This window comes from Pseudomonas sp. PvP028 (genome assembly GCF_017832255.1).
Classification (GTDB): domain Bacteria; phylum Pseudomonadota; class Gammaproteobacteria; order Pseudomonadales; family Pseudomonadaceae; genus Aquipseudomonas; species Aquipseudomonas syringae.
On record NZ_JAFIBL010000001.1, the window covers coordinates 872,381 to 898,404 of the forward strand.

The window sequence follows — 26,024 nt, forward strand, 5'->3', positions numbered from 1 at the left end:
CGGCGCGGCACATTGCGTTATCATGCGCCACCTGTAACACGACACGGATTTTGACATGCAGGCTGACGAGATGCTGAACCGCCAATGACACCCATGGCCAACAACGACCTCCCCCTAGAACTCGCCAACGCCGGTGTGCGCCCTGCCGATCGCCTGGGTTTTACCATGATGATCGCGGCGCTGATTCACCTCGCGGTGATCCTTGGCGTGGGCTTCACCTATGTAAAGCCGGAGCAGATCTCGCAGACGCTGGAAATCACCCTGGCCAGCTTCAAAAGCGAAGAAAAGCCCAAACAGGCTGACTTTCTGGCGCAAGACGATCAGCAGGGCAGCGGCACTCTGGACAAGGCCGAAACGCTCAAGACCACTGAGCTGGCGCCCTATCAGGACACCAAGGTCAACAAGGTCACGCCGCCCCCGGCCAGCAAGCCGGTGGTCAAACAGGAAGCACCGAAGACCGCCGTCGCGACCACCGCGCCCAGTCAGCAGAAAACCGTTGCCAAGCGCGATGAGGTCAAGCCCGAGCCCACCACCAAGGCCGCACCGACCTTCGACAGCTCGGAACTGAGCAACGAAATTGCCAGCCTGGAAGCCGAACTGTCGACCGAACAGCAGCTTTACGCCAAGCGCCCGAAGATCCACCGCCTCAATGCGGCATCGACCATGCGCGACAAAGGTGCCTGGTACAAGGATGACTGGCGCAAGAAGGTCGAGCGGGTCGGAAACCTGAACTATCCTGAGGAAGCACGACGCAAGCAGATCTACGGTAATTTGCGACTTCTTGTGTCAATCAATCGGGACGGCTCGTTGTATGAAGTGCTGGTGCTCGAATCTTCAGGACAGCCTTTGCTGGATCAAGCCGCACAGCGGATCGTGCGTCTGGCGGCGCCTTTTGCGCCGTTCACCGGCGATCTGGCGGATATTGATCGACTGGAGATCATTCGCACCTGGAAATTTGCACGCGGAGACAAGCTGTCAAGCAACTGAACTTTTTGCCAGCTGACGCCCGACACCCACACGTGTCAGTTGTCAGCCGGGCAAGGCAACGCCAAACTAGGGCTCATGAAAAAAGTCTCTCCGAGTTATCTCAAGCATCATTTCCTCATCGCCATGCCTCATATGCACGATGAGAACTTTGCTCAGACCTTGACCTACATTGTCGAGCACAACGCCAATGGCGCCATGGGGCTGGTGATCAACCGCCCGCAAAGCCTGACCCTGGCCGATGTGCTCGAACAACTGCGACCGGAACTTCCGGCACCGAGACACTGCCAGGACATCGTCATTCATACCGGCGGGCCGGTGCAGACCGATCGCGGCTTTGTCCTGCATCCCAGCGGCCAGACCTTTCAGGCCACGGTCAATCTTCCGGGCGGGATTTCCTTGTCGACCTCTCAGGATGTGCTGTTCTCCATCGCCGATGGCTACGGGCCTGATCAAAATGTGATCACCCTGGGTTACGCGGGCTGGGACGCCGGTCAACTGGACGCTGAAATGGCCGACAATGCCTGGCTGACCTGTTCGTTCGACCCGGCCATCCTGTTCGATGTCGACAGCGAGCAGCGTCTGGATGCTGCCGCCAGACGCCTGGGCATCAACCTCAACCTGATCTCGACCCAGGCGGGGCACGCTTGATGGCCGCCTTACGGCTGCTGCTGGGCATTGATTACGGCACCAAACAGATCGGCGTTGCGGTCGGCCAGGCGATTACCGGCCAGGCACGTGAACTCTGTACGCTCAAGGCGCAGAATGGCGTGCCGGACTGGGACAAGGTCCAGGCGCTGATCAACGAGTGGAAACCTGATGCGATCGTGGTCGGCCTGCCGTTGAACATGGACGGCACGCCCAGCGACATGAGCGCGCGCGCGGAAAAGTTTTCGCGCAAGCTCAACGGACGCTTTGGTGTAACGGTCTACACCCATGATGAACGCCTGACCACCTTCGAAGCCAAGGGCGAGCGCATGGCGCGCGGCGGCCAGAAAGGCAGCTATCGCGACAATCCGGTGGACGCCATTGCCGCTGCGCTGTTGCTGCAAGGCTGGCTGGATGAGCACCCCGAACTATTGAATGTGTGACTTTTTCTGCCTTTATCGCTTCGAGATACCCGGATTCCACGTTATCGCTTGAGCATCGCGCCACGGACCGACGCTGCCCGAGCCTCTAAGGAGCAACCATGAGCCTGCCCGATCCCGCCGAACTGATTCGTCAGATGGCCACTGACCTGAATGCTCACCTGAGCAAGCGCGGCATCAGCGACCCTCGTTTCATCGGCATCCGCACCGGCGGTGTCTGGGTTGCCCAGGCGCTGCTCAAGGCACTGAACAACCCCGCTCCGCTGGGCACGCTGGACGTTTCGTTCTATCGCGATGATTTCAGCCAGAACGGCCTGCACCCTCAAGTGCGCCCTTCTGAACTGCCGTTCGAGATCGAAGGCCAGCACCTGGTGCTGATCGATGACGTGCTGATGAGCGGCCGTACTGTCCGTGCCGCACTCAACGAACTGTTCGATTACGGCCGCCCGGCCAGTGTCACGCTCGTCTGCCTGCTGGACCTGGACGCCGGTGAACTGCCGGTACGTCCGAACGTGGTCGGCGCCACCCTGGCGCTGGCACCGAATGAACGCATCAAGCTGTCCGGCCCCGAGCCGCTGGCGCTCGAACTTCAAGACCTCTCCACCGCCCTTTAAGAGTCCATTGCGATGACGCCTCTCGACGCCAAGCGCCCGCTGCAGCTCAACCACCTGGGCCAGCTACGCCATTTCCTGTCTCTGGACGGCTTGCCCCGCGAGCTGCTCACCGAAATTCTCGACACGGCCGACTCGTTCCTCGAAGTCGGCGCCCGGGCGGTCAAGAAAGTCCCATTGTTGCGCGGCAAGACGGTGTGCAACGTGTTCTTCGAGAACTCCACGCGCACCCGGACCACTTTTGAGCTGGCGGCCCAGCGCCTGTCAGCCGACGTGATCACGCTGAACGTCTCGACCTCGTCCACCAGCAAGGGTGAAACGCTGTTCGACACCCTGCGCAACCTCGAAGCGATGGCCGCCGACATGTTCGTCGTGCGCCACGCGGATTCAGGTGCGGCGCACTTCATTGCCGAGCACGTCTGCCCGGACGTCGCGATCATCAACGGCGGCGACGGCCGCCATGCTCACCCGACCCAGGGCATGCTCGACATGCTGACCATCCGCCGCCACAAGGGCGGTTTCGAGAACCTGTCGGTGGCCATCGTCGGCGACATCCTGCATTCACGGGTGGCACGCTCCAATATGCTTGCGCTCAAGGCGCTGGGCTGCCCGGATATCCGCGTGATCGGGCCGAAAACCCTGCTGCCGGTGGGCGTCGAACAATACGGGGTCAAGGTCTACACCGACCTCAACGAAGGTTTGAAGGACGTGGACGTGGTCATCATGCTGCGTCTGCAGCGCGAACGCATGACCGGTGGCCTGCTGCCCAGCGAAGGCGAGTTCTATCGCCTGTTCGGCCTGACCACTGCGCGTCTGGAAGCCGCGAAGCCGGATGCGATAGTCATGCACCCCGGCCCGATCAACCGCGGCGTGGAAATCGAATCGGCAGTGGCCGACGGCGCGCATTCGGTGATTCTCAATCAAGTGACTTACGGTATCGCGATCCGCATGGCGGTGCTGTCCATGGCCATGAGCGGACAGAACGCACAACGCCAATTCGAACAGGAGAACGCCCAGTGAAGCTCAGCATCCTCGGCGCTCGCGTCATCGACCCGGTCAGCGGGCTGGATCAAATCACTGACCTGCACCTCGAAGCAGGCAAACTCAGCGCCATCGGTTCGGCACCGGCGGGTTTCGAGCCCACCCAGACCATCGACGCTACCGGGCTGGTTGCAGCACCGGGCTTGGTCGACCTCAACGTATCCCTGCGCGAGCCGGGCTACAGTCGCAAGGGCAGCATTGCCAGCGAAACCCGCGCGGCGGTGGCAGGCGGCGTGACCAGCCTGTGCTGCCCGCCACGTACCAAACCGGTGCTCGACACCTCGGCGGTGGCCGAGCTGATTCTGGATCGCGCCCGTGAGGCCGGGTTCAGCAAGGTGTTCCCCATCGGGGCGCTGAGCAAGGGCCTGGAAGGCGAACAGCTGGCAGAACTGATTGCCCTGCGCGACGCAGGCTGCGTGGCCTTCGGCAACGGCCTGAGCAGCTTCAGCAACACCCGCACGCTGTGCCGGGCGCTGGAATATGCGGCGACCTTTGACCTGACGGTGATTTTCAACTCGCAGGATCGTGATCTGGCCGAAGGCGGTCTGGCGCACGATGGTCCGACGGCCAGCTTCTTGGGCTTGGCGGGCATTCCCGAGACGGCCGAGACCGTGGCGCTGGCTCGCGACCTGTTGCTGGTCGAACAGAGCGGTGTACGCGCGCACTTCAGCCAGCTGACCAGTGCACGTGGCGCGGCGCTGATTGCCCAGGCGCAGGCGCGCGGCCTGCCGGTGACGGCGGACGTCGCGCTGTATCAGTTGATTCTGACTGACGAGGCGCTGATCGACTTCTCCAGCCTCTATCACGTGCAGCCGCCACTGCGCACCCGCGCTGATCGCGATGGCCTGCGTGAAGCGGTGAAGAGTGGTGTCATTCAGGCGATTTCCAGCCATCACCAGCCGCACGAACGCGATGCCAAGCTGGCACCGTTTGGCGCTACGGAACCAGGCATCAGCAGCGTCGAACTGCTGCTGCCGCTGGCCATGACGCTGGTGGATGACGGCCTGCTGGACCTGCCGACCCTGATCGCCCGCCTGAGCAGCGGCCCTGCCGCCGCGCTGCGCCTGCCAGCCGGCAAGCTGAGTGCAGGAGCGCCGGCCGACATCGTCCTGTTCGACCCGGCCGCCTCGACGGTTGCCGGCGAGACCTGGCTGTCAAAAGGCGAAAACTGCCCCTTCATCGGCCACTGCCTGCCCGGCTCGGTACGCTACACACTGGTGGATGGACGGATCAGCTACAGCCGTTGAGCCAGCTCCGGACTCTCGCTCCCGCACAGAGTGCTCATCGTTATGCACAAGTCCGCTTTTGATTCTGGCCGAAGGCCGTAGGAGCGAACTGGTTCGCGAAGGGTTTCGACTATCGTGCGACGCTCCGCGTCGGCATGCCGTTCTGGACGCTCTGCGTCCGGTCTTGAGCATGCGGCGCGGCGCAGATTTGTGACGCGGAGCGTCACGACAGGCATTCCCACCAGAGCGCGAGGAACGATAGGTGTCCGGGCTGCGCTCTGCGTCAGCCCTTCGTCCCAGCCTTACCCGCGTCGGGCGTTCTTCATCGAGATCTGGTCATTCAATGTCCAGAAGTCATAGAGGATGCCGACCAGAAACAACCCGCCGGTAAACAGGTAGATGATCCCGGTGATCCACTTGCCCTGGTACATGCGGTGTACACCGAAGAGACCGAGGAAGGTCAACAGCACCCACGCCACGCTGTAGTCGGTGGAGCCAGGTGTAAAGCGCAGGTCGGCGTCACGGTCCATCGACGGGATCAGGAACAGGTCGATCAGCCAGCCGATGCCAAACAGACCGAATGTGAAGAACCAGATGGTCCCGGTGACCGGCTTGCCGTAGTAGAAGCGATGCGCTCCCAGGAACCCGAAAATCCACATCAGATAGCCCATGACCTTGCTGTGTGTGTCTGAACGATAGGCGTTCATTTTTGCCCTCTTTGTGCTGATAGAAAAAAATACATAACAAAATTGTGACTTGGTTTCCCTATTCCGACGTATGGCACATGAGGCGGTTTAATGCCGCCAAGCCCTTGTCGCTAAAGGGATTGGGCCAAAAAAAGAAAGAGTCTGTCGCATAAAACGCAATGATGCCACTGTGATGCGCTCGACAAATGGGGTCAGTTTTTTTCAAAAAGCTGTTATAAAGTTGCGCGCTGACCACCATGAGCCCTGCCGAATGCGTCCTTTTTTCAAGACATGGCTAACCATTTGCCTATTTATGCCTCTGGCCGCCCACGCCACCAATCGTGAGCAACAACTTCCTGCGAGCTTCTCGGGCTACACCGCCAAAAGCCACTCTTCACCGGCACTCGCGACTCGCAATGCACCCCAGGAAGCCACCACCACCCGAACTCAGTACGGCACTAGTACCCACGCCGTCCAGAAGCCGCTTTCACGCAAGAACGCCAAGAAAGTCGCGGCCTTGCAGGCTTCTGCCCCTGCCAAGCAAGGCAACGCCGTTGTAAAGCGCGCCTTGCAGGCTGTGGGCACGCCTTATCGCTGGGGCGGCAACACGCCCGGTAAAGGCCTGGATTGCAGCGGACTGGTCAAATACGCCTACACGGATGTCCGTGAGGTCGACCTGCCACGCACCTCCAATGCCATGGCCCAGGGTCATGGTCAGACGGTGGATCGCAAGGACCTGAAACCCGGTGATCTGCTGTTCTTCAACATCAAGAGCCGCAACATCAACCACGTCGCCATTTACCTGGGCGACAACAAGTTCGTTCATGCGCCGCGCCGTGGCAAGGCCGTAACTGTCGATACGCTGAACAAACCGTATTGGAACAGCCACTACAAGATTGCCAAGCGTGTGTTGCCCAAGCAGACAGGGCAGATGCGTGTCGTTCAGCGCTGATCCTGGCCTGAATCTACGGTCTGCAAGCTGCATCTGAAAAAGGGGTCTTGAACGCGTTCAAGACCCCTTTTTCGTTCCTGCAGCATCCCTGTGATCAGAAGTTATCCGGCACCTTGGCGCGTTCGCGTGCGCTTTCGCGGGTGATCAGCCCCTTCTTCACCAGATCGGCCAGGCACATGTCCAGCGTCTGCATGCCCATCGAGCCGCCCGTCTGGATCGACGAATACATCTGCGCCACCTTGTCCTCACGGATCAGGTTACGGATCGCCGGGGTGCCCATCATGATTTCGTGCGCCGCCACGCGTCCGCCGCCGACCTTCTTGAGCAACGCCTGCGAGACCACGGCGTGCAGCGATTCGGAGAGCATCGAGCGAATCATCGATTTTTCCTGAGCCGGAAACACGTCGACGATCCGGTCGATGGTCTTGGCCGCTGACGTGGTGTGCAGCGTGCCGAATACCAGATGGCCGGTCTCAGCAGCGGTCAGCGCCAGGCGGATGGTCTCCAGGTCACGCATTTCACCGACCAGAATCACGTCCGGGTCTTCACGCAACGCCGAGCGCAGCGCCTCCGAGAAGCCCAGCGTGTCGCGGTGCACCTCGCGCTGGTTGACCAGGCACTTCTTCGACTCGTGGACGAATTCGATCGGGTCCTCGATGGTCAGGATATGGTGATGCTTGTTGCAATTGAGGTAGTCGATCATCGCCGCCAGGGTGGTCGACTTGCCTGAGCCGGTCGGACCGGTGACCAGAATCAGGCCGCGCGCCACGTCGGTAATCTTGCGAAACACATTGCCCATGCCCAAGTCTTCCATGCTCAGGATTTTCGAGGGAATGGTCCGGAATACCGCGCCGGCACCGCGATTCTGGTTGAAGGCGTTGACCCGAAACCGCGCCACGCCCGGCACTTCGAAGGAAAAGTCGGTTTCCAGACGCTCTTCGAAGTCTTGCCGTTGCTTGTCGTTCATGATGTCGTAGATCAGCGCCTTGACCTCCTTCGCGTCCAGCGGGGGCAGGTTGATACGCCGTACATCGCCGTCGACGCGGATCATCGGCGGCAGACCTGCAGAGAGGTGCAAGTCCGACGCGCCCTGTTTGGCACTGAAGGCCAGCAGCTCGGTAATATCCATACAGCTCCTCAATCACATAGAATGCCGCAGACTTTAGCCCTGCTGGCGCAAATCAATGTCTACGATAGCAGCGAACATTTCAACGCTCGAACAGCGAATTCGCGACGCAGCGCTTGCCGCTGAGCGCGATCCGGCGTCCGTCGGCCTGCTGGCGGTGAGCAAAACCAAGCCCGCCAGTGACCTGCGTGAAGCTTACACCGCAGGTTTGCGCGATTTTGGCGAAAATTATCTACAGGAAGCACTGGGCAAACAGCTCGAACTGAGCGACCTGCCCTTGTGCTGGCACTTCATTGGCCCCATTCAATCGAACAAGACGCGAGCTATCGCCGAGAACTTCGACTGGGTACATTCCGTGGACCGCCTGAAAATCGCTCAACGCCTGTCCGAGCAACGCCCCGAAGCGCTTGAACCGCTGAACATCTGCATTCAGGTGAACGTCAGTGGCGAAGCCAGCAAGTCGGGCTGCACGCCTCAGGACCTGCCTGCACTGGCCGCTGCCATCATCGCCCTGCCGCGACTCAGGTTGCGCGGCCTGATGGCCATCCCCGAGCCCACAGACGATCCTGCGGCGCAGGATGCATCCTTCGCCGCAGTGCGCACGCTGCAGGAGCAGTTGAACCTGCCGCTCGACACACTTTCCATGGGCATGAGCCACGACCTGGAAGCCGCCATTGCACAAGGCGCGACCTGGGTACGCATCGGCACCGCTCTTTTTGGTGCCCGCGACTATGGCCAGCCATAACCTCTTCATAAGGACCCCTTCATGAGCAAGACCCGTATTGCCTTCGTCGGTGCCGGAAACATGGCCGCCAGCCTGATCGGCGGCCTGCGCGCCCAAGGCGTGGAGGCGGCACTGATCAGTGCCAGTGCGCCGGGTGCCGAAACCCGCGAGCGCATCGCCAACGACCACGGTATCAAGGTATTCGCTGACAACGCCGAGGCGATCCAAGGCGCCGACGTGGTGGTGCTGGCGGTCAAGCCGCAGATGATGAAAAACGTCTGTCAGGCTTTGAAGCCCTGTCTCGAACCTCACCAACTGATTGTTTCGGTCGCGGCCGGCATCACCTGCGCCAGCCTGACGCAATGGCTGGGCGAGCAGCCGGTGGTGCGTTGCATGCCCAACACGCCCTCGCTGCTGCGTCAGGGGGCCAGTGGGCTGTACGCGACCGACAACGTCACGTCCGAGCAGCGTGAACAGGCCGAGACGTTGTTGGCCGCGGTCGGCGTCGCGGTCTGGGTCGAGCAGGAAAAACACATGGACGCTGTCACGGCAGTGTCCGGCAGCGGTCCGGCGTATTTCTTTTTGATGATGGAGGCGATGACTGCGGCAGGCGTGAAACTGGGGCTGCCGGAGGACATCGCTAAAAAGCTGACCCTGCAAACAGCGCTGGGCTCGGCCTTGATCGCGACCGGCAGTGATGTGGACGCAGGCGAACTGCGGCGGCGTGTCGCCTCACCGGGAGGGACCACCGAGGCCGCCATCAAGGCATTCCAGGCGGGCGGTTTCGAGGCACTGGTGGAAACGGCACTGACCGCAGCAGACCATCGTGCAGCCGAGCTGGCTGAACAACTGGGCAAATAATTTTCGGGTTTTCTGGAGCAGATCGATGATCGGATTGAACACCGCTGCAATTTACGTCCTGCAGACGCTTGGCAGTCTTTACCTGCTGATCGTACTGTTGCGCTTCGTCCTGCAACTGGTGCGGGCCAACTTCTACAACCCACTGTGCCAGTTCATCGTGCGCGCCACCCAACCGTTGCTCAAGCCGTTGCGGCGCATCATTCCCAGCCTGTTCGGGCTGGACATGTCGTCGCTGGTGCTGGCGATCATCGTGCAGATGATCCTGATGGCCCTGACCCTGCTGCTGATGTTCGGCACCACGGGCGACCCGCTGCACCTGCTGCTGTGGTCGATCATCAGCGTCACCGCGCTGTTCCTGAAGATCTTCTTCTTTGCCCTGATCATCAGCGTGATTCTTTCGTGGGTCGCACCGGGCAGCCATAACCCTGGCGCGGAACTGGTCAACCAGATCTGCGAACCGGCACTGGCACCGTTCCGCAAGATCGTCCCGAACCTGGGCGGCCTGGACATCTCGCCGATCCTCGCATTCCTGGTGCTCAAGCTGCTGGACATGCTGGTCATCAACAACCTCGCCGCCATGAGCGGCATGCCGGATGTGCTGCGGCTGTTGATGTAAGCATTCCTGTTCCCACGCTCCAATGCTCGACGTTACACACAAGTCCGCTTTTGATTCTGGCCGTAGGCCGTAGGAGCGAACTTGTTCGCGAAGGGGTAGGTACATCCAAAGAGGATATATCGACCCAAGCAACGCCTTCGCGAACAAGTTCGCTCCTACAACAGCCTTAACTATCGTGCCGTTGATTTACGCCTCACAACATCCCTTATTGCCGCTGCACCCCGCGGTCTTTAGACTTACGCCTCATTCACGCGAGAGCAGGGTCGATGCCCACGGTATTCCCCCACGATTCTGTCGGACTGGTCACACCGCAAACGGCGCATTTCAGCGAGCCTCTGGCGCTGGCCTGCGGTCGTTCGTTACCAGCCTATGACCTGATTTACGAAACCTACGGTCAACTCAACGCCGCACGCAGCAATGCCGTGCTGATCTGTCATGCGCTGTCCGGGCATCACCATGCCGCAGGCTTCCACAGCGCCGATGACCGCAAACCCGGTTGGTGGGACAGCTGCATCGGTCCCGGCAAGCCTATCGACACCCAAAAATTCTTCGTCGTCAGCCTCAACAATCTGGGCGGTTGCAATGGCTCCACCGGGCCGAGCAGCATTGATCCGGACACCGGCAAGCCGTTCGGCGCCAACTTCCCGGTGGTGACGGTTGAAGACTGGGTCAACAGCCAGGCCCGGCTGGCCGATCTGCTCGGCATCGATACCTGGGCCGCGGTGATTGGCGGCAGCCTGGGCGGTATGCAGGCGCTGCAGTGGACCATCAGCTATCCGCACCGCGTGCGCCATTGCCTGGCAATCGCCTCGGCGCCCAAGCTGTCGGCGCAGAACATCGCGTTCAACGAGGTGGCCCGCCAGGCCATTCTCACCGACCCGGAATTTCACGGTGGCTCGTTCCAAGAGCGCGGTGTGATTCCCAAGCGCGGTCTGATGCTGGCGCGGATGGTCGGGCACATCACCTACCTGTCGGATGACTCGATGGGCGAGAAATTCGGCCGTGGCCTGAAGAGCGAAAAACTCAACTACGACTTCCACAGTGTCGAGTTCCAGGTCGAAAGCTATCTGCGCTATCAGGGTGAAGAGTTTTCCGGGCGTTTCGACGCCAATACCTACCTGTTGATGACCAAGGCACTGGATTACTTCGACCCTGCGGCGAACTTCAATGACGACCTGGCCAAGACCTTCGCCAACGCCACCGCCAAATTCTGTGTGATGTCGTTCACCACCGACTGGCGCTTCTCGCCGGCCCGCTCGCGGGAACTGGTGGACGCGCTGATGGCCGCGCGCAAGGACGTCTGCTACCTGGAAATCGACGCACCGCAGGGCCACGACGCTTTTCTGATCCCGATTCCGCGCTACTTGCAGGCTTTCGGTAATTACATGAACCGAATTTCGTTGTGAGGACGCCATGAGAGCCGATCTGGAAATCATTCAGGAATGGATTCCCGCGGGCAGCCGCGTGCTCGACCTGGGCTGCGGTGACGGCGAATTGCTGACCTGGCTGCGTGACCACAAGCAGGTCACTGGCTACGGACTGGAAAACGACGCGGCCAACATTGCCGAGTGCGTCGCCAAGGGCATCAACGTCATCGAGCAGGACCTCGACAAGGGGCTGGGCAACTTTGCCAGCAACAGCTTCGACGTCGTGGTCATGACCCAGGCCCTGCAAGCGGTGCATTACCCGGACCGAATCCTCGACGAAATGCTGCGCGTCGGTCGCCAGTGCATCATCACCTTCCCGAATTTCGGTCACTGGCGCTGCCGCTGGTACCTGGCCAGCAAAGGCCGCATGCCAGTGTCCGAATTCCTGCCGTACACCTGGTACAACACGCCGAACATTCACTTCTGTACCTTCGGCGACTTCGAAGAGCTGTGCCGCGAGCGCGATGCGCAGGTGCTCGACAGGCTGGCGGTCGACCAGCAGCACCGTCATGGCTGGGCCAGCAAGCTCTGGCCCAATCTGCTCGGCGAGATCGGTATCTACCGCGTCACCAGCCCCGGGTTGACGGACCACAGGATTGCCGTTTAATCGACCGTTTTCATGCACCACGACAGGCCAACCATGAACCTCACACAACTCGTACTGGCCAGCCACAATGGCGGCAAACTCAAGGAACTCCAGGCCATGCTCGGCGGCAGCGTAACGCTGCGCTCGGTCAGCGAATTCAGCCTGATTGAGCCGGAAGAAACCGGCCTGTCATTCGTCGAGAATGCAATCCTCAAGGCACGCAACGCCGCGCGCCTCTCCGGCCTGCCTGCGCTGGCCGACGACTCGGGGCTGGCAGTGGACTTTCTCGGCGGCGCGCCGGGTATCTATTCCGCCCGCTACGCCGACGGCCAGGGCGATGCTGCCAACAACGCCAAGCTGCTGGAGGCGCTGAAAGACGTGCCGGACGACCAGCGTGGTGCGCAGTTCGTGTGCGTGTTGGCGCTGGTACGCCACGCCGACGACCCATTGCCGATCCTCTGTGAAGGACTGTGGCACGGGCGCATTCTGCATGCCGCCAGCGGTGAACACGGCTTCGGCTATGACCCGCTGTTCTGGGTGCCGGAGCGCAACTGCTCGAGCGCCGAACTGGGCCCGACCGAGAAAAACCAGCTCAGTCACCGCGCCCGCGCGATGGTCCTGTTGCGGCAACGCCTGGGTCTGCAATGACCCACGATTCGCCTGCGCAGCCGCTGTTTCTCGGCGAGAGCGGCTTCTCGTCAGAGAGCCCGCGCCCTGCACTGCCGCACCTGCCGCCGCTGTCGCTGTACATCCATATTCCGTGGTGCGTGCGCAAATGCCCGTACTGCGACTTCAACTCGCACACCGCCAGCCCGGTGCTGCCGGAACAGGAATACGTCGACGCCCTGCTCGCCGACCTTGACCTTGACCTGCCACACGTCTATGGCCGCGAGCTGCAATCGATCTTCTTTGGTGGCGGTACGCCAAGCCTGTTCAGCGCCGATGCGCTGGGGCGCCTGCTGAAAGGCGTCGAACAGCGCATCCGCTTTGCCAGCGACATCGAGATCACCCTGGAAGCCAACCCCGGCACCTTCGAGCAGGCCAAGTTCAGCGCCTATCGCGGCTTGGGCATCAATCGACTGTCGATCGGCATCCAGAGCTTCGAAGAGTCCAAACTCAAGGCGCTGGGCCGCATTCACAACGGCGACGAAGCGATTCGTGCTGCCGACATGGCGCGCCAGGCCGGTTTCGACAACTTCAATCTGGACCTGATGCACGGCCTGCCGGATCAATCCCAGGACGAAGCGCTGGCTGATCTGCGCCAGGCCATTGCCCTCGCACCGACCCACCTGTCCTGGTATCAACTGACCCTGGAGCCCAACACGGTATTCTGGAATCAGCCACCGATGCTGCCCGAAGACGACATTCTCTGGGACATTCAGGAAACCGGGCAGCAGTTGCTGGCCACTCATGGCTACGCGCAATACGAAGTGTCAGCTTATGCACAGCCCGGGAAACCGGCGCGGCATAACCTCAACTATTGGGCGTTCGGTGATTTCATCGGCATCGGCGCAGGCGCACACGGCAAGCTGAGCCACCCGGACGGGCGCATCATGCGCACCTGGAAAACCCGACTGCCCAAGGATTACCTGAACCCGGACAAACCGTTTCAGGCCGGTTCCAAGCTGTTGCCGCTGGACGAATTGCCGTTCGAATTCCTGATGAACGCACTGCGACTGACAAATGGTGTGGACGCTGCGTTATTTCGCGAAAGAACCGGTCTAAGCCTCGATTCGCTGGCCGAGGCGCGTCGACAGGCTGAACAAAAGGGGTTGCTGCACCAGGACCCGACACGCCTGATCGCCACGCCACAAGGCCAGCTGTTCCTCAACGACCTGCTGCAATACTTTCTGATCTAAGGACCCTGCATGGATTTCGTACTCGATTTGCTCGCCACCGTCTCGCGCTGGAGCCGCAGCAATCTCTCGGAAATCGCGCTCGCGCTGGTGGGCTGCCTGCTGGTGCTGTTCGGCTCGGACATCAAAGGCTGGCTGGAACAGCGAATCAGCGGCATGACCGGCGCCCTGCGCATCCCGCTCATCGCCCTGCTCTGCGCAGTCGGCAGTGGCGCAGCGCTGATCTACGCCACCCCGTGGGTAGTGCGCGGCCTCAGCCAGTTCAACAACTACAGCCTGGCGCCAGTGCTGCTGGTGGTGCTGGTGCTGATCGGGGTGATTGCCGACCGCAAGTGAGTGCAGCTTTTCAAACACAGCAAAAAGCCCGGCATCTCTGCCGGGCTTTTTAGTGTTGCCGATGCGGATCAAGGCACCAGCTTGTCCAGCAACGCCTTGTCACGCACCGCGCCCTTGTCGGCGCTGGTCGCCAGCAGGGCGTAGGCCTTGAGGGCGGTGGTCACTTTGCGTGGACGCGACTCGACAGGCTTCCAGCCTTTCTTGTCCTGTTCGGCGCGACGCTCGGCCATTTCGGCATCGTCAATCAGCAGGTTGATCGAGCGGTTGGGGATGTCGATCAGCACCTTGTCACCGTCGCGCACCAGACCGATCGCTCCGCCTGCCGCAGCTTCCGGTGAGGCGTGACCAATGGACAGGCCGGACGTACCGCCCGAGAAACGGCCGTCAGTCAGCAGCGCACAATCCTTGCCCAGCCCTTTGGACTTCAAGTAGGACGTCGGGTAGAGCATTTCCTGCATGCCCGGTCCGCCTTTCGGGCCTTCGTAGCGGATGATGACAATGTCGCCCGCTTTGACTTCGTCAGCGAGAATCCCGCGCACCGCGCTGTCCTGGCTTTCGAAGATCTTCGCGTTGCCTTCGAAGACGTGGATCGACTCGTCGACACCAGCGGTTTTCACCACGCAGCCGTCCAGTGCGATGTTGCCGTACAGCACGGCCAGGCCACCTTCTTGTGAATAGGCGTGCTCGACACTGCGGATGCAGCCGTTTTCACGGTCGTCATCCAGGCTTTCCCAGCGGGTCGACTGGCTGAACGCGGTCTGCGTCGGGATGCCCGCCGGGCCTGCCTTGAAGAAGGTGTGCACGGCTTCGTCGTCCGTCTGGGTGATGTCCCATTTGGCGATGCCTTCGGCCAGGGTCTTGCTGTGTACGGTCGGCAGGTCGGTGTGCAGCAGACCACCACGGGCCAGCTCGCCGAGGATGCTGAAGATCCCGCCCGCGCGGTGCACGTCTTCCATGTGGTACTTCTGGATGTTCGGCGCGACCTTGCACAGCTGCGGCACCTTACGCGACAGATGATCAATGTGGCGCAGGTCGAAGTCGATCTCGGCTTCCTGAGCCGCCGCCAGCAAGTGCAGGATGGTGTTGGTCGAACCGCCCATGGCGATGTCCAGCGTCATGGCGTTCTCGAACGCCTTGAAGTTGGCGATGTTGCGCGGCAACACCGAGTCATCGTTTTCCTTGTAGTACTGACGGCACAGGTCAACGATGGTGCGGCCGGCCTGCAGGAACAGTTGCTCGCGGTCGCTGTGGGTGGCGAGTGCGGAACCGTTGCCTGGCAGGGCCAGGCCCAGTGCTTCGGTCAGGCAGTTCATCGAGTTGGCGGTGAACATGCCGGAACACGACCCGCAGGTCGGACAGGCGCTGCGCTCGTACTCGGCGACTTTTTCATCGCTGGCGGTCGAATCGGCGGCGATGACCATCGCATCGACCAGATCCAGGCCGTGGCTGGCCAGCTTGGTCTTGCCCGCTTCCATTGGCCCGCCGGAAACGAAGATCACCGGAATGTTCAGGCGCAACGACGCCATCAGCATGCCGGGGGTGATCTTGTCGCAGTTGGAAATGCACACGATGGCGTCGGCGCAATGCGCGTTGACCATGTATTCGACCGAGTCGGCAATGATCTCGCGGCTCGGCAGCGAATAGAGCATGCCGTCGTGCCCCATGGCGATGCCGTCGTCGACCGCAATGGTGTTGAATTCCTTGGCCACGCCACCGGCGCGTTCGACTTCACGCGCGACCAGTTGGCCCATGTCCTTGAGGTGGACGTGGCCTGGCACGAACTGGGTGAAGGAGTTGGCGATGGCGATGATCGGTTTCTTGAAATCTTCGTCCTTCATGCCCGTGGCGCGCCACAGGGCACGGGCGCCGGCCATGTTGCGGCCGTGGGTGGAGGTTTTCGAGCGGTAATCAGGCATTGGAGCACTCCGGCAAAAATAAGGCTGATCAGGAAGGGAGTGAGCTTCTATTGACGTCGCGGACGAGCGGCAGTGACCGCAGGCAGCGAAGAAACCGAACACCACGGGATCACCGTGTACTCGGCCTGAGCTCATAAACCCGCCGGGGATGACTGGCGATGAATAGCGCCGATTCTACACCGCCGGGTGGTTTGGTGGGGTCCGAATATCGGTCTTGGCACGGCGTTGCAAATCCCGATGGACAAAAGGCTATCAGCCCATCTATCTTCCTCGGCAGGCCGCCTCATGTGGCCACGTCGCTCGGACGGTTCCGGGCGCTTACGTACGCGAGATACTCATGGCAGACCAAGGTTCGCCGCGCCGCTTTGCGCGCATCGATCGACTCCCCCCTTACGTGTTCAACATCACCGCCGAGCTGAAAATGGCTGCTCGTCGTCGCGGTGAGGACATTATCGACCTGAGCATGGGCAACCCCGATGGGGCCACACCGCCGCACATTGTCGAAAAACTGATCACCGTCGCCCAGCGCGAAGACACCCACGGCTACTCCACCTCGCGCGGCATTCCACGCCTGCGCCGGGCGATTTCCAACTGGTACAAGAAGCGCTATGAGGTCGACATCGACCCCGAAAGCGAAGCGATCGTGACCATTGGTTCCAAGGAAGGTCTGGCCCACCTGATGCTCGCCACGCTGGATCAGGGCGACACGGTGCTGGTGCCCAACCCCAGTTACCCGATCCACATCTACGGTGCCGTGATTGCCGGCGCCCAGGTGCGATCGGTGCCGCTGGTGCCAGGCGTGGACTTCTTCGACGAACTGGAAAAAGCCATTCGCGGATCGATTCCCAAGCCGAAGATGATGATTCTGGGCTTCCCGTCCAACCCGACTGCGCAATGTGTGGAGCTGGATTTCTTCGAGCGCGTGGTGGCCCTGGCCAAACAGTACGACGTGCTGGTGGTGCATGACCTGGCATACGCCGACATCGTCTACGATGGCTGGAAAGCCCCGTCGATCATGCAGGTTCCGGGTGCCAAGGACATTGCCGTCGAGTTCTTCACCCTGTCCAAGAGCTACAACATGGCAGGCTGGCGGATTGGCTTCATGGTCGGCAACCCCGAACTGGTGAATGCACTGGCGCGGATCAAGAGTTACCACGACTACGGTACCTTCACGCCACTGCAGGTGGCGGCGATTGCCGCGCTGGAAGGCGACCAGCAATGCGTGCTCGACATCGCCGAGCAGTATCGCCAGCGCCGCAATGTGCTGGTCAAAGGCTTGCACGAGCTGGGCTGGATGGTCGAGAACCCCAAGGCTTCGATGTACGTCTGGGCGAAGATCCCCCAGGCTTATGCGCACCTGGGTTCGCTGGAGTTCGCCAAGAAGCTGCTGGCCGAAGCCGAGGTGTGTGTCTCGCCGGGCATCGGTTTCGGCGAGTACGGCGACGATCACGTGCGCTTCGCCCTGATCGAGAATCAGGACCGCATACGCCAGGCCGTTCGTGGCATCCGCAGCATGTTCAGGGCCGACGACAAGCTCAAGTCCTGAGTGCCTTCTGAGACACCGCGCCTGCTGACCGACTGCGCTCGGCAGGCGCGGACGCTGCAGCCGACTGCCTGCCCACACCTGACCGGCAGTCGCCTCGGCAATTTTTGCTTTCTGCAAATCGCTGCAGACCGGTATGATCGCGCGCCCCGATACACCCGGAAGCCTGACCTGAAATGAAACCCACCTTGATCGCCGCCGCAGAACTCGATCGCATCGACACCTGGGCCAAATACTCCAGCCACATGTGCGGGGGCTGCGTGTCCAGTTGCTGCACGTTGCCGGTCGAAGTGAAGATCAAGGACCTGATCCGCATCGGCATCGTCGATGAGTTCGAACGCGGCGACCCGGCGAAGAACATCGCCAAGCGTCTGCAGAAAGAAGGCATCGTCGAGCGCTACAACCAGAAGTCCGAGATCTTCACCTTGCAGCGCATGAGCAACAACGACTGCCTGTACCTGGACCGCAAAAGCCGCCTGTGCACCATCTATGACAAGCGCCCGGACACCTGCCGCAACCACCCGAAAGTCGGGCCGCGCCCCGGTTATTGCGCGTACAAGCCCAAAGAAGTCGTGCGTCAGGAAAGCGGCTCACTGCGAAACGCCACCAGCGCACCAGTGCCGAAATTCTGATTCGTGAAAGACGGCGCAGCACGCCGAACATCATGGTTTTCAATCAAGCCCCGCACAGGGGCTTTTTTGTGCGCGATGGAAAAAGCCTATCGATGTTAAATTTTGTGAAAAATAAAAATACTTCACATTATTTACTCATTGATTCACTATCCGATTCACAGATCAGAACAATAACGTCCGAATGCCAGCTTCACAGGCATCGGCACTGACTTCGAGGATTACTGCATGACTGGCAAGAACGTTGGCGTTATCGGCCTGGGTGCGATGGGTCTGGGCATTGCCCGCTCGTTGCTGCGTAGCGGCTTCACTGTGCATGCCTGTGATGTGCGCACCAGCGTGACCGAAGCATTCGCCCAGGAAGGCGGGGTTGCCTGTGATTCTCCGGCCAGCATGGCCGCTGCCTGCGATGTGATCATCACCGTTGTGGTCAACGCCGAGCAGACCGAAACCGTGCTGTTTGGCGAGAACGGCGCCATTGCCGCGCTGCGTCCGGGCTGCCTGGTCATCGGTTGCGCCACCGTCGCGCCCACTTTCGCCGTCGAACTGGGCGAGCGTCTGGCCGCACAGAACCTGCTGTACCTTGATGCGCCTATCTCCGGCGGTGCCGCCAAGGCTGCCGCTGGCCAAATGACCATGATGACCTCCGGCCCGGCCGAGTCCTACGTCAAGGCAGAAGCCATCCTCAACGGCATGGCCGGCAAGGTCTATCGCCTGGGCGACGTCCACGGTCTGGGCTCGAAAGTCAAAATCATCAATCAGCTTCTCGCTGGCGTACACATCGCAGCCAGCGCCGAAGCCATGGCCCTCGGCCTGCGCGAAGGTGTCGACGCTGACGCGCTGTATGAAGTGATCACCAACAGTGCCGGTAACTCGTGGATGTTCGAGAACCGCGTGCCGCACATCCTCAATGCCGATTACACGCCGCTGTCGGCCGTGGACATCTTCGTCAAAGACCTCGGCCTGGTGCTGGATACCGCACGCAGCAGCAAATTCCCGCTGCCACTCTCGGCCACCGCGCACCAGATGTTCATGCAGGCGTCCAGCGCCGGCTTCGGTCGCGAGGATGACTCGGCCGTGATCAAGATTTTCCCGGGCATCGAGTTGCCGAAAGCCAAGCCAGAAAAAGCCTGAGGAGCGACTGATGAGCCTGAATAACGCTCGCCCGCTGCTGGGCTGCATTGCCGATGACTTCACCGGCGCCACCGACCTGGCCAACATGCTGGTGCGGGGCGGCATGCGCACCGTGCAAAGCATTGGCATACCCAGCGCCGAGATGGCTGCTGGTCTGGACGCTGACGCGATTGTCATCGCGCTGAAATCGCGTACCACGCCCAGCGCCGACGCGGTGGCTGAATCCCTGGCGGCTCTGGAATGGCTGCGCGAGCGCGGCTGCGAGCAGATCTTCTTCAAATACTGCTCGACCTTCGATTCCACTGCCGCGGGCAACATCGGCCAGGTCAGCGAAGCACTGCTGGAGCAACTGGGCAGCGATTTCACCCTCGCCTGCCCGGCCTTCCCGGAAAACGGCCGCACGATCTTCCGTGGTCACCTGTTCGTGCAGGACCAGCTGCTCAGCGAATCGGGCATGCAGAACCACCCGCTGACGCCCATGACCGATGCCAATCTGGTGCGTGTGCTGCAAGCGCAGACCCGCCACAAGGTCGGCCTGTTGCGCTATGACAGCATTGCCCAGGGCGTCGAAGGCGTGCGTAACAGAATTGCCGAGCTGCGCGCCGAAGGTGTGAGCATGGCAATTGCCGATGCCCTGTCGGATGCGGATTTGTACACCTTGGGCGAAGCCTGCGCCGACTTGCCGCTGCTGACCGGTGGCTCGGGGCTGGCGCTGGGCCTGCCGGGCAACTTCCGCAAAGCGGGCAAGCTGCGCGATATCGATGCCGCCAAACAGGTCGCCATCAGTGGCGGCGAAGTGGTACTGGCGGGTAGCGCATCGGTCGCCACCAATGGTCAGGTTGCGGCCTGGCTGGAAGCTGATCGCCCTGCGCTGCGCATCAATCCGCTGGACCTGGCCGCTGGCAAGCCAGTGGTCGAGCAGGCGCTGGCCTTCGCCAAAGATGCCGGGCAGACCGTATTGATCTACGCCACCAGCACCCCGGACGAAGTCAAAGCCGTGCAGAAAGAACTGGGCGTCGAACGCTCCGGGGCCATGGTCGAAGCCGCACTTGGTGAAATCGCCAAAGGGCTGCTGGACGCAGGCGTACGCCGTTTCGTGGTGGCCGGTGGCGAAACCTCCGGTGCCGTAGTTCAGGCACTGGGCGTGCAGTTGCTGCAAATCGGCGCACAGATCGATCCGGGCGTTCCGGCCACGGTGAGCAGCGGCGCACAACCGCTGGCCCTGGCCCTCAAATCCGGCAACTTCGGTGCGCGCGACTTCTTCACCAAGGCGCTCAAGCAACTGGCGGGGGCTGCCTGATGATTGATGAAAACGCACTGCGTCAGGAAATCTGCGACGTCGGCCGTTTGCTGTATGGCCGTGGCTATACGGTTGGCAGCGCCGGCAACATCAGCGCACGACTCGACGACGGCTGGCTGATTACCCCGACCGACGCCTGCCTGGGCCGCATGGACCCGGCCGATATTGCCAAGGTCAATCTGGCCGGTGAATGGGTGTCCGGCAGCAAGCCGTCCAAGACCCTGGCCCTGCACCGCGAAGTCTACGACCGCAACCCGCAGGTCGGCGGCGTGGTGCACACGCACTCGACGCATCTGGTCGCCTTGACCCTGGCCGGGGTGTGGCAGGAAGACGACATTCTTCCGCCACTGACGCCGTATCAGGTCATGAAGGTTGGGCACATCCCCTTGATCCCTTACGAACGTCCGGGCTCGCCGAAAGTCGCCGAGCGTGTGGCGGAACTGGCCAACAGCGTGCGCGGCGTGATGCTCGAGCGCCTCGGTCCGGTGGTCTGGGAAAGCTCGGTGGCCAAGGCTTGCTATGCCCTGGAAGAGCTGGAAGAGACTGCCCGCCTGTGGCTGATGAGCAGCCCCAAACCTGCACCGCTGGACCCGGCGGCGCTTGAAGAGCTGCGTCAGGTGTTCGGCGCCAGGTGGTAACGAACACACGGTGATCGGGGGAGTGCATTGCGCCTCCCGGTCGAACAACAATAACAACAGGAATCGAGAGCATGACTCACCCCTACCCCGCTGTTTCGTTGTCAGCCTTTACCGCTATTGACCGGAGTGCACGGGCATGACGCCGCTCATGTTGATGGTCGTGGCCGGTGCGGGCATCGCACTGCTGTTGTTTCTGGTGCTCAAGTACAAATTCCAGCCCTTTGTCGCCCTGATGCTGGTCAGCATTATCGTGGCGCTGGTCGCCGGCGTTAAACCGGCCGACCTGGTTGCCACCATCGAAGGCGGCATGGGCAAGACGCTCGGCCATATCGCGATCATCATCGCCTTGGGCGCAATGATCGGGCGCATCATCGAGCTGTCCGGCGGGGCCGAAGCGCTGGCCAAGACCCTGATCAACCGCTTCGGCAACAGGCGCACGCCTCTGGCGCTGACCGTTGCCGGCTTCATGGTCGGTATTCCGGTGTTCTTCGAGGTCGGCGTGATCATCCTCATGCCGCTGGCCTACGGTGTCGCACGTGCGGCACGCAAGCCGCTGCTGATTTTCGCGCTGCCAATGTGCGCCGCACTGCTCGCCGTGCATGCGTTTCTGCCGCCGCACCCTGGCGCTGTCGCCGCCGCCAGCCAGTTGGGCGCGGACTTGGGCCGGGTGCTGATGCTGGGCATTCCGATCGTTGCCGTGCTGTGCATGATCGGCTACTTCGTCGCGGGGCGCATGACCCGCAAGACTTACCCGATGACCGATGACATCCGTGCCGAAGTCTATGGCCCGCATGTGACCAACGAAGATCTGGAAGCCTGGGCGCGCAACGATTATTCCGCTGTGCGCGAAGCGACCGAAACCCGAACAATGGGCGTCGAAGAGAGCGCCAGCAGCCTGGCAAGCAAGCTGCCGCCCGCGCCCGCACCGGGTTTCGGACTGATCATCGCGCTGATCCTGCTGCCGATCGTGCTGATTCTGATGGGCACGCTGGCCACCGCCATGTTGCCGGACACTTCCACGCTGCGCGCGGTGCTGACCGTGCTGGGCGCGCCTCTGGTTGCGCTGCTGATCGATACCCTGCTGTGCGCATGGCTGCTGGGCTCGCGTCGCGGCTGGAGCCGCACTCAGGTGTCCGATGTAATCGGCTCGGCCTTGCCGGGTGTCGCGATGGTGATCCTGATTGCCGGCGCCGGTGGCGTATTCGGCAAGGTGCTGGTCGACACCGGCATTGGTGCCGTGGTCTCCGAGGCGCTGCGCAACACCGGTCTGCCGGTACTCGCGCTGGGCTTCCTGTTGACCCTGCTGCTGCGCGCCGTTCAGGGCTCGACCACCGTTGCACTGGTCACCACCGCAGGCATTCTCAGCCCGCTGATCGCCACGCTGGACCTGAGCGCCAACCACCTGGCCCTGCTGTGTCTGGCCATGGGCGGTGGCGGTCTGGCCATGTCGCACATCAACGATGCCGGTTACTGGATGTTCACCAAGCTGGCGGGCCTCAACGTCGCCGACGGCTTGCGCACCTGGACTGTACTGGTCACGCTGCTTGGCACACTGGGCTTCGTGATCACCCTGCTGCTTTGGCCATTCGTCTGACCTTTTGAAGACTGGAGTTAACATGCCTCGTTTTGCCGCCAACCTCAGCATGCTGTACCCGCAGCATGATTTTCTTGAGCGCTTTGCCGCAGCCGCTGCCGATGGTTTCGGCGCGGTCGAGTATCTGTTCCCTTACGCCTACAGCACTCAGGAACTCAAGCAGCGCCTGAGCGACAACGGTCTGGTGCAGGCGCTGTTCAACGCTCCGCCGGGCGACTGGGAGGCAGGCGAGCGAGGCATTGCCACGCTGCCGGGCCGCGAAACGGAATTTCGCAGCGGTATCGAGCGGGCGCTGGAATATGCGCAGGTGCTGGGCAATGACCGTGTGCACGTCATGGCCGGCCTGCTGCCCAATGAAAGCTTGCGTGAGCGTCATCAGGCGGTCTACCTGGAAAACCTGGCGTTCGCGGCTGAGCAAGCCAAGGGCGCAGGCGTCACCATTCTCATCGAGCCGATCAACACCCGCGACATGCCGGGCTTCTTCCTCAACCGTCAGGATCAGGCACAGGACATCTGCAAGCTGGTGGGTGCCGACAACCTGAAAGTGCAGTTCGACTGCTACCACTGCCAGATCGTCGAAGGCGACCTGACCAGCAAGCTGCGTCGTGACTTTGCAGGCATTGGTCATATTCAGATCGCCGGGGTACCGGATCGCCATGAGCCCGACCTGGGCGAACTGAACTACGAGCACCTGTTCAACGTCATCGACGAACTGGGCTACAGCGGCTGGATCGGTTGCGAATATCGCCCGAAGGGCGATACCAGCGCGGGTCTGGCGTGGTTGCGCGAGTTGGAGGCCAGGGGCTGAAACCCGCGGGATGGACGACGCGGAGCGTCGTGAACGGCATTCTCACGCAGAGCGTGAGGAACGATCATTCTGTAACGGTCGTGTCGGACGCTATGCGTCCGATGTTCAGCGACCTGAGCGTCAGTCCTCTACGTCGAACTGGTCCTTGATGTAGCGGATTTCAGTCCGGCCATGCGGCGCAGGCTGGCCGTCTTCGTCGAGGTTGACGAAGACGATCTTGTCGACGGTCAAAATGCTTTTGCGGGTGATCTTGTTGCGCACCTGGCATTTGAGGGTGATCGAGGTGCGACCGAAATCCGTGGCGGTGATGCCCAGTTCGATGATGTCGCCCTGACGCGAGGCACTGACGAAGTTGATTTCAGAGATGTACTTGGTGACCACCCGCTGATTACCCAGTTGAACAATCGCGTAGATCGCCGCCTCTTCATCGATCCAGCGCAGCAGGCTACCGCCGAACAATGTGCCGTTGGGGTTGAGGTCTTCGGGCTTTACCCACTTGCGGGTGTGGAAATTCATAGTCACTCCTGAGCGTCTGGCCGATGGATAGCTGCATGATGGCAGACCTGGCGACCCGCGCCCATGCCTGCGTCATAGCGACTGTGCATCGACCCTATTACAGAAAGATGGTAATTGGATGGCCTTTAAACCGACAGAAAGCCTTGGGTAGAATCGCGAGCACCGCTATACTGCCAAACGTTTCAAAACGGTCATCTACGCTTGATACCGTTCCCGCCACCTGTCCGAGGGGCGCTGCAGCAGGTTTTCCCTGTCAGGCTCGGATGGGGCGTTGTTTGCCAGGACGATCCTCGACCGGCAAACCTTAAACGCACAACGGCGCCCATTCGCATTTTTATGGAATGGAGACTCTCAATGAGTGCTGTAATGACGCCCGCAGAATTCAATGACTACAAGGTTGCCGATATTTCCCTGGCTGCCTGGGGCCGCCGCGAAACCATCATCGCCGAATCCGAAATGCCTGCCCTGATGGGTCTGCGTCGCAAATACGCCGGTGATCAGCCGCTGAAAGGCGCGAAGATTCTCGGCTGCATCCACATGACCATTCAGACCGCCGTACTGATCGAAACCCTGGTTGCCCTCGGTGCCGAAGTTCGCTGGTCGTCGTGCAACATTTTCTCCACTCAGGACCAGGCTGCTGCGGCCATCGCTGCTGCCGGCATTCCTGTGTTCGCCTGGAAAGGCGAAACCGAAGAAGAGTACGAGTGGTGCATCGAGCAGACCATCCTCAAGGATGGCCAGCCATGGGACGCCAACATGATCCTCGACGACGGCGGCGACCTGACCGAGATCATCCACAAGAAATACCCGGCGATGCTGGACAAGATCCACGGCGTCACCGAAGAAACCACCACTGGCGTGCACCGCCTGCTGGACATGCTGGCCAAGGGCGAGCTGAAAATCCCGGCCATCAACGTCAACGACTCGGTGACCAAGAGCAAGAACGACAACAAGTACGGCTGCCGTCACAGCCTGAACGACGCCATCAAGCGCGGCACCGACCACTTGCTGTCCGGCAAGCAGGCGCTGGTGATCGGCTATGGTGACGTGGGCAAGGGCTCGGCTCAGTCCCTGCGTCAGGAAGGCATGATCGTCAAAGTGACCGAAGTCGACCCGATCTGCGCCATGCAGGCCTGCATGGACGGTTTCGAGCTGGTCTCGCCGTTCATCGACGGTGAAAACGACGGCACCGAAGCGAGCATCGACAAGGCCCTGCTGGGCAAGATCGATCTGATCGTGACCACCACCGGTAACGTCAACGTTTGCGACTCCAACATGCTCAAGGCGCTGAAAAAGCGTGCTGTGGTGTGCAACATCGGTCACTTCGACAACGAAATCGACACTGCTTTCATGCGCAAGAACTGGGCGTGGGAAGAAGTGAAGCCACAGGTTCACAAGATCCATCGTACCGGCCCAGGCTCGTTCGACGCACAGAACGACGACTACCTGATCCTGCTGGCCGAAGGCCGTCTGGTAAACCTGGGTAACGCCACTGGCCACCCAAGCCGCATCATGGATGGCTCGTTCGCCAACCAGGTTCTGGCGCAGATCTTCCTCTTCGAGCAGAAGTACGCCGACTTGGCACCGGCCAAGAAAGCCGAGCGTCTGACCGTTGAAGTACTGCCGAAGAAACTCGACGAAGAAGTGGCCCTGGAAATGGTCCGCGGCTTCGGTGGCGTGGTGACCAAGCTGACCAAGACCCAGGCCGATTACATCGGCGTGACCGTCGAAGGTCCGTTCAAGCCAGACGCTTATCGCTATTGATAGATAGCTGCAAGCGATAAGCTTCAAGCTGCAAGCAAGTGCATTTCTCTTGTTTGCAGCTT

Annotated in this window: 27 protein-coding genes and 1 riboswitch; of the genes, 23 read left to right on the forward strand and 4 right to left on the reverse strand. The window is 61.1% G+C overall.

What is annotated here, in order from left to right; translation table 11 throughout:
• The first annotated feature begins 84 nt into the window (after positions 1 to 84).
• From JOE34_RS03865 to JOE34_RS03890, 6 genes are all read left to right on the forward strand, one after another.
• Positions 85 to 987, forward strand: coding sequence for an energy transducer TonB (locus tag JOE34_RS03865; protein WP_017278433.1), 903 nt, complete (start codon positions 85 to 87; stop codon positions 985 to 987).
• A gap of 75 nt (positions 988 to 1,062) precedes the next feature.
• Complete coding sequence (locus tag JOE34_RS03870) at positions 1,063 to 1,635, forward strand: YqgE/AlgH family protein (protein ID WP_003392236.1); 573 nt, start codon at positions 1,063 to 1,065, stop codon at positions 1,633 to 1,635.
• Entirely contained in the window at positions 1,635 to 2,075 is a 441-nt protein-coding gene (gene ruvX / locus JOE34_RS03875; protein WP_002551734.1) for a Holliday junction resolvase RuvX, read from the forward strand. Before JOE34_RS03870 ends, ruvX begins: the two co-directional genes overlap by 1 nt.
• Before the next feature lie 98 nt (positions 2,076 to 2,173).
• Positions 2,174 to 2,686 carry a bifunctional pyr operon transcriptional regulator/uracil phosphoribosyltransferase PyrR gene (pyrR, locus tag JOE34_RS03880; RefSeq protein WP_003316735.1) on the forward strand — a complete coding sequence of 171 codons (513 nt, stop codon included), beginning with the start codon at positions 2,174 to 2,176 and terminating at the stop codon, positions 2,684 to 2,686.
• 12 nt (positions 2,687 to 2,698) lie between these two features.
• Positions 2,699 to 3,703, forward strand: a complete 1,005-nt coding sequence (locus JOE34_RS03885) for an aspartate carbamoyltransferase catalytic subunit (RefSeq protein ID WP_003316734.1) — start codon at positions 2,699 to 2,701, stop codon at positions 3,701 to 3,703.
• Positions 3,700 to 4,971 carry a dihydroorotase gene (locus JOE34_RS03890; protein ID WP_003366140.1) on the forward strand — a complete coding sequence of 424 codons (1,272 nt, stop codon included), beginning with the start codon at positions 3,700 to 3,702 and terminating at the stop codon, positions 4,969 to 4,971. The genes JOE34_RS03885 and JOE34_RS03890 overlap by 4 nt, the downstream gene beginning before the upstream one ends.
• Before the next feature lie 281 nt (positions 4,972 to 5,252).
• Here the strand turns inward: JOE34_RS03890 and JOE34_RS03895 are convergent, their stop codons facing one another.
• Positions 5,253 to 5,657, reverse strand: a complete 405-nt coding sequence (locus JOE34_RS03895) for a TM2 domain-containing protein (protein ID WP_003345171.1) — start codon at positions 5,655 to 5,657, stop codon at positions 5,253 to 5,255.
• 250 nt (positions 5,658 to 5,907) lie between these two features.
• Between JOE34_RS03895 and JOE34_RS03900 the strand changes: the two genes are divergently transcribed.
• Positions 5,908 to 6,588: a C40 family peptidase gene (locus JOE34_RS03900; RefSeq protein ID WP_003422446.1), complete on the forward strand. Its 681-nt coding sequence runs from the start codon at positions 5,908 to 5,910 to the stop codon at positions 6,586 to 6,588.
• A gap of 94 nt (positions 6,589 to 6,682) precedes the next feature.
• Here JOE34_RS03900 and JOE34_RS03905 read toward each other — a convergent pair whose 3' ends face one another.
• Entirely contained in the window at positions 6,683 to 7,717 is a 1,035-nt protein-coding gene (locus tag JOE34_RS03905) for a type IV pilus twitching motility protein PilT (RefSeq protein WP_003345166.1), read from the reverse strand.
• A gap of 55 nt (positions 7,718 to 7,772) precedes the next feature.
• Between JOE34_RS03905 and JOE34_RS03910 the strand changes: the two genes are divergently transcribed.
• From JOE34_RS03910 to JOE34_RS03945, 8 genes are all read left to right on the forward strand, one after another.
• Positions 7,773 to 8,459, forward strand: a complete 687-nt coding sequence (locus JOE34_RS03910; RefSeq protein WP_003422448.1) for a YggS family pyridoxal phosphate-dependent enzyme — start codon at positions 7,773 to 7,775, stop codon at positions 8,457 to 8,459.
• Between the two features lie 21 nt (positions 8,460 to 8,480).
• Complete coding sequence (gene proC / locus JOE34_RS03915; protein ID WP_016567008.1) at positions 8,481 to 9,299, forward strand: pyrroline-5-carboxylate reductase; 819 nt, start codon at positions 8,481 to 8,483, stop codon at positions 9,297 to 9,299.
• Between the two features lie 25 nt (positions 9,300 to 9,324).
• A complete protein-coding gene (locus JOE34_RS03920; protein WP_003345162.1) occupies positions 9,325 to 9,915 on the forward strand; it encodes a YggT family protein in 591 nt (196 codons plus the stop codon).
• Positions 9,916 to 10,181: 266 nt separating this feature from the next.
• Complete coding sequence (locus tag JOE34_RS03925; protein ID WP_003316725.1) at positions 10,182 to 11,321, forward strand: homoserine O-acetyltransferase; 1,140 nt, start codon at positions 10,182 to 10,184, stop codon at positions 11,319 to 11,321.
• Positions 11,322 to 11,328: 7 nt separating this feature from the next.
• Complete coding sequence (gene metW / locus JOE34_RS03930) at positions 11,329 to 11,949, forward strand: methionine biosynthesis protein MetW (protein ID WP_003316724.1); 621 nt, start codon at positions 11,329 to 11,331, stop codon at positions 11,947 to 11,949.
• Positions 11,950 to 11,982: 33 nt separating this feature from the next.
• Complete coding sequence (rdgB, locus tag JOE34_RS03935) at positions 11,983 to 12,576, forward strand: RdgB/HAM1 family non-canonical purine NTP pyrophosphatase (protein ID WP_003422453.1); 594 nt, start codon at positions 11,983 to 11,985, stop codon at positions 12,574 to 12,576.
• Entirely contained in the window at positions 12,573 to 13,787 is a 1,215-nt protein-coding gene (gene hemW / locus JOE34_RS03940) for a radical SAM family heme chaperone HemW (protein ID WP_024692207.1), read from the forward strand. The genes rdgB and hemW overlap by 4 nt, the downstream gene beginning before the upstream one ends.
• A 9-nt stretch (positions 13,788 to 13,796) precedes the next feature.
• A complete protein-coding gene (locus JOE34_RS03945; protein WP_003345154.1) occupies positions 13,797 to 14,120 on the forward strand; it encodes a DUF3392 domain-containing protein in 324 nt (107 codons plus the stop codon).
• 68 nt (positions 14,121 to 14,188) lie between these two features.
• Here the strand turns inward: JOE34_RS03945 and ilvD are convergent, their stop codons facing one another.
• Positions 14,189 to 16,036: a dihydroxy-acid dehydratase gene (gene ilvD / locus JOE34_RS03950; protein ID WP_003316721.1), complete on the reverse strand. Its 1,848-nt coding sequence runs from the start codon at positions 16,034 to 16,036 to the stop codon at positions 14,189 to 14,191.
• Positions 16,037 to 16,373: 337 nt separating this feature from the next.
• On the opposite strand from ilvD, the gene alaC reads away from it, so the two are divergent.
• The 7 genes from alaC to otnI all read left to right on the forward strand — a co-directional run bounded on the left by alaC (position 16,374) and on the right by otnI (position 23,682).
• Positions 16,374 to 17,582: an alanine transaminase gene (gene alaC / locus JOE34_RS03955; protein ID WP_209995122.1), complete on the forward strand. Its 1,209-nt coding sequence runs from the start codon at positions 16,374 to 16,376 to the stop codon at positions 17,580 to 17,582.
• Between the two features lie 173 nt (positions 17,583 to 17,755).
• Positions 17,756 to 18,211, forward strand: a complete 456-nt coding sequence (locus tag JOE34_RS03960) for a YkgJ family cysteine cluster protein (RefSeq protein ID WP_002551717.1) — start codon at positions 17,756 to 17,758, stop codon at positions 18,209 to 18,211.
• A 225-nt stretch (positions 18,212 to 18,436) separates the two neighbouring features.
• Complete coding sequence (ltnD, locus tag JOE34_RS03965; protein ID WP_010420045.1) at positions 18,437 to 19,342, forward strand: L-threonate dehydrogenase; 906 nt, start codon at positions 18,437 to 18,439, stop codon at positions 19,340 to 19,342.
• 10 nt (positions 19,343 to 19,352) lie between these two features.
• Positions 19,353 to 20,642, forward strand: coding sequence for a 3-oxo-tetronate kinase (gene otnK / locus JOE34_RS03970; RefSeq protein ID WP_004414687.1), 1,290 nt, complete (start codon positions 19,353 to 19,355; stop codon positions 20,640 to 20,642).
• Positions 20,642 to 21,280, forward strand: a complete 639-nt coding sequence (locus tag JOE34_RS03975) for an aldolase (RefSeq protein ID WP_004414685.1) — start codon at positions 20,642 to 20,644, stop codon at positions 21,278 to 21,280. Before otnK ends, JOE34_RS03975 begins: the two co-directional genes overlap by 1 nt.
• Positions 21,281 to 21,416: 136 nt before the next feature.
• Positions 21,417 to 22,874, forward strand: coding sequence for an SLC13 family permease (locus JOE34_RS03980; RefSeq protein WP_003316715.1), 1,458 nt, complete (start codon positions 21,417 to 21,419; stop codon positions 22,872 to 22,874).
• Positions 22,875 to 22,896: 22 nt separating this feature from the next.
• A complete protein-coding gene (gene otnI / locus JOE34_RS03985; RefSeq protein WP_010420065.1) occupies positions 22,897 to 23,682 on the forward strand; it encodes a 2-oxo-tetronate isomerase in 786 nt (261 codons plus the stop codon).
• 120 nt (positions 23,683 to 23,802) lie between these two features.
• Here otnI and JOE34_RS03990 read toward each other — a convergent pair whose 3' ends face one another.
• Positions 23,803 to 24,198 (reverse strand): hotdog domain-containing protein, encoded by a 396-nt coding sequence (locus JOE34_RS03990; protein ID WP_003316713.1) that lies wholly within the window; start codon positions 24,196 to 24,198, stop codon positions 23,803 to 23,805.
• Between the two features lie 220 nt (positions 24,199 to 24,418).
• Positions 24,419 to 24,529: riboswitch (S-adenosyl-L-homocysteine riboswitch) on the forward strand.
• Positions 24,530 to 24,552: 23 nt separating this feature from the next.
• Here JOE34_RS03990 and ahcY point away from each other — a divergent pair.
• Positions 24,553 to 25,962 (forward strand): adenosylhomocysteinase, encoded by a 1,410-nt coding sequence (gene ahcY / locus JOE34_RS03995; RefSeq protein ID WP_003392259.1) that lies wholly within the window; start codon positions 24,553 to 24,555, stop codon positions 25,960 to 25,962.
• Positions 25,963 to 26,024 lie beyond the last annotated feature (62 nt).

Bases quoted from the DNA above. Each gene is read 5' to 3' on its own strand.
- JOE34_RS03865 (WP_017278433.1), top strand. From the start codon at position 85: ATGACACCCATGGCCAACAACGACCTCCCCCTAGAACTCGCCAACGCC.
- JOE34_RS03870 (WP_003392236.1), top strand. From the start codon at position 1,063: ATGAAAAAAGTCTCTCCGAGTTATCTCAAGCATCATTTCCTCATCGCC.
- ruvX (WP_002551734.1), top strand. From the start codon at position 1,635: ATGGCCGCCTTACGGCTGCTGCTGGGCATTGATTACGGCACCAAACAG.
- pyrR (WP_003316735.1), top strand. From the start codon at position 2,174: ATGAGCCTGCCCGATCCCGCCGAACTGATTCGTCAGATGGCCACTGAC.
- JOE34_RS03885 (WP_003316734.1), top strand. From the start codon at position 2,699: ATGACGCCTCTCGACGCCAAGCGCCCGCTGCAGCTCAACCACCTGGGC.
- JOE34_RS03895 (WP_003345171.1), bottom strand. From the start codon at position 5,657: ATGAACGCCTATCGTTCAGACACACACAGCAAGGTCATGGGCTATCTG.
- JOE34_RS03900 (WP_003422446.1), top strand. From the start codon at position 5,908: ATGCGTCCTTTTTTCAAGACATGGCTAACCATTTGCCTATTTATGCCT.
- JOE34_RS03905 (WP_003345166.1), bottom strand. From the start codon at position 7,717: ATGGATATTACCGAGCTGCTGGCCTTCAGTGCCAAACAGGGCGCGTCG.
- JOE34_RS03910 (WP_003422448.1), top strand. From the start codon at position 7,773: ATGTCTACGATAGCAGCGAACATTTCAACGCTCGAACAGCGAATTCGC.
- proC (WP_016567008.1), top strand. From the start codon at position 8,481: ATGAGCAAGACCCGTATTGCCTTCGTCGGTGCCGGAAACATGGCCGCC.
- JOE34_RS03920 (WP_003345162.1), top strand. From the start codon at position 9,325: ATGATCGGATTGAACACCGCTGCAATTTACGTCCTGCAGACGCTTGGC.
- JOE34_RS03925 (WP_003316725.1), top strand. From the start codon at position 10,182: ATGCCCACGGTATTCCCCCACGATTCTGTCGGACTGGTCACACCGCAA.
- metW (WP_003316724.1), top strand. From the start codon at position 11,329: ATGAGAGCCGATCTGGAAATCATTCAGGAATGGATTCCCGCGGGCAGC.
- rdgB (WP_003422453.1), top strand. From the start codon at position 11,983: ATGAACCTCACACAACTCGTACTGGCCAGCCACAATGGCGGCAAACTC.
- hemW (WP_024692207.1), top strand. From the start codon at position 12,573: ATGACCCACGATTCGCCTGCGCAGCCGCTGTTTCTCGGCGAGAGCGGC.
- JOE34_RS03945 (WP_003345154.1), top strand. From the start codon at position 13,797: ATGGATTTCGTACTCGATTTGCTCGCCACCGTCTCGCGCTGGAGCCGC.
- ilvD (WP_003316721.1), bottom strand. From the start codon at position 16,036: ATGCCTGATTACCGCTCGAAAACCTCCACCCACGGCCGCAACATGGCC.
- alaC (WP_209995122.1), top strand. From the start codon at position 16,374: ATGGCAGACCAAGGTTCGCCGCGCCGCTTTGCGCGCATCGATCGACTC.
- JOE34_RS03960 (WP_002551717.1), top strand. From the start codon at position 17,756: ATGAAACCCACCTTGATCGCCGCCGCAGAACTCGATCGCATCGACACC.
- ltnD (WP_010420045.1), top strand. From the start codon at position 18,437: ATGACTGGCAAGAACGTTGGCGTTATCGGCCTGGGTGCGATGGGTCTG.
- otnK (WP_004414687.1), top strand. From the start codon at position 19,353: ATGAGCCTGAATAACGCTCGCCCGCTGCTGGGCTGCATTGCCGATGAC.
- JOE34_RS03975 (WP_004414685.1), top strand. From the start codon at position 20,642: ATGATTGATGAAAACGCACTGCGTCAGGAAATCTGCGACGTCGGCCGT.
- JOE34_RS03980 (WP_003316715.1), top strand. From the start codon at position 21,417: ATGACGCCGCTCATGTTGATGGTCGTGGCCGGTGCGGGCATCGCACTG.
- otnI (WP_010420065.1), top strand. From the start codon at position 22,897: ATGCCTCGTTTTGCCGCCAACCTCAGCATGCTGTACCCGCAGCATGAT.
- JOE34_RS03990 (WP_003316713.1), bottom strand. From the start codon at position 24,198: ATGAATTTCCACACCCGCAAGTGGGTAAAGCCCGAAGACCTCAACCCC.
- ahcY (WP_003392259.1), top strand. From the start codon at position 24,553: ATGAGTGCTGTAATGACGCCCGCAGAATTCAATGACTACAAGGTTGCC.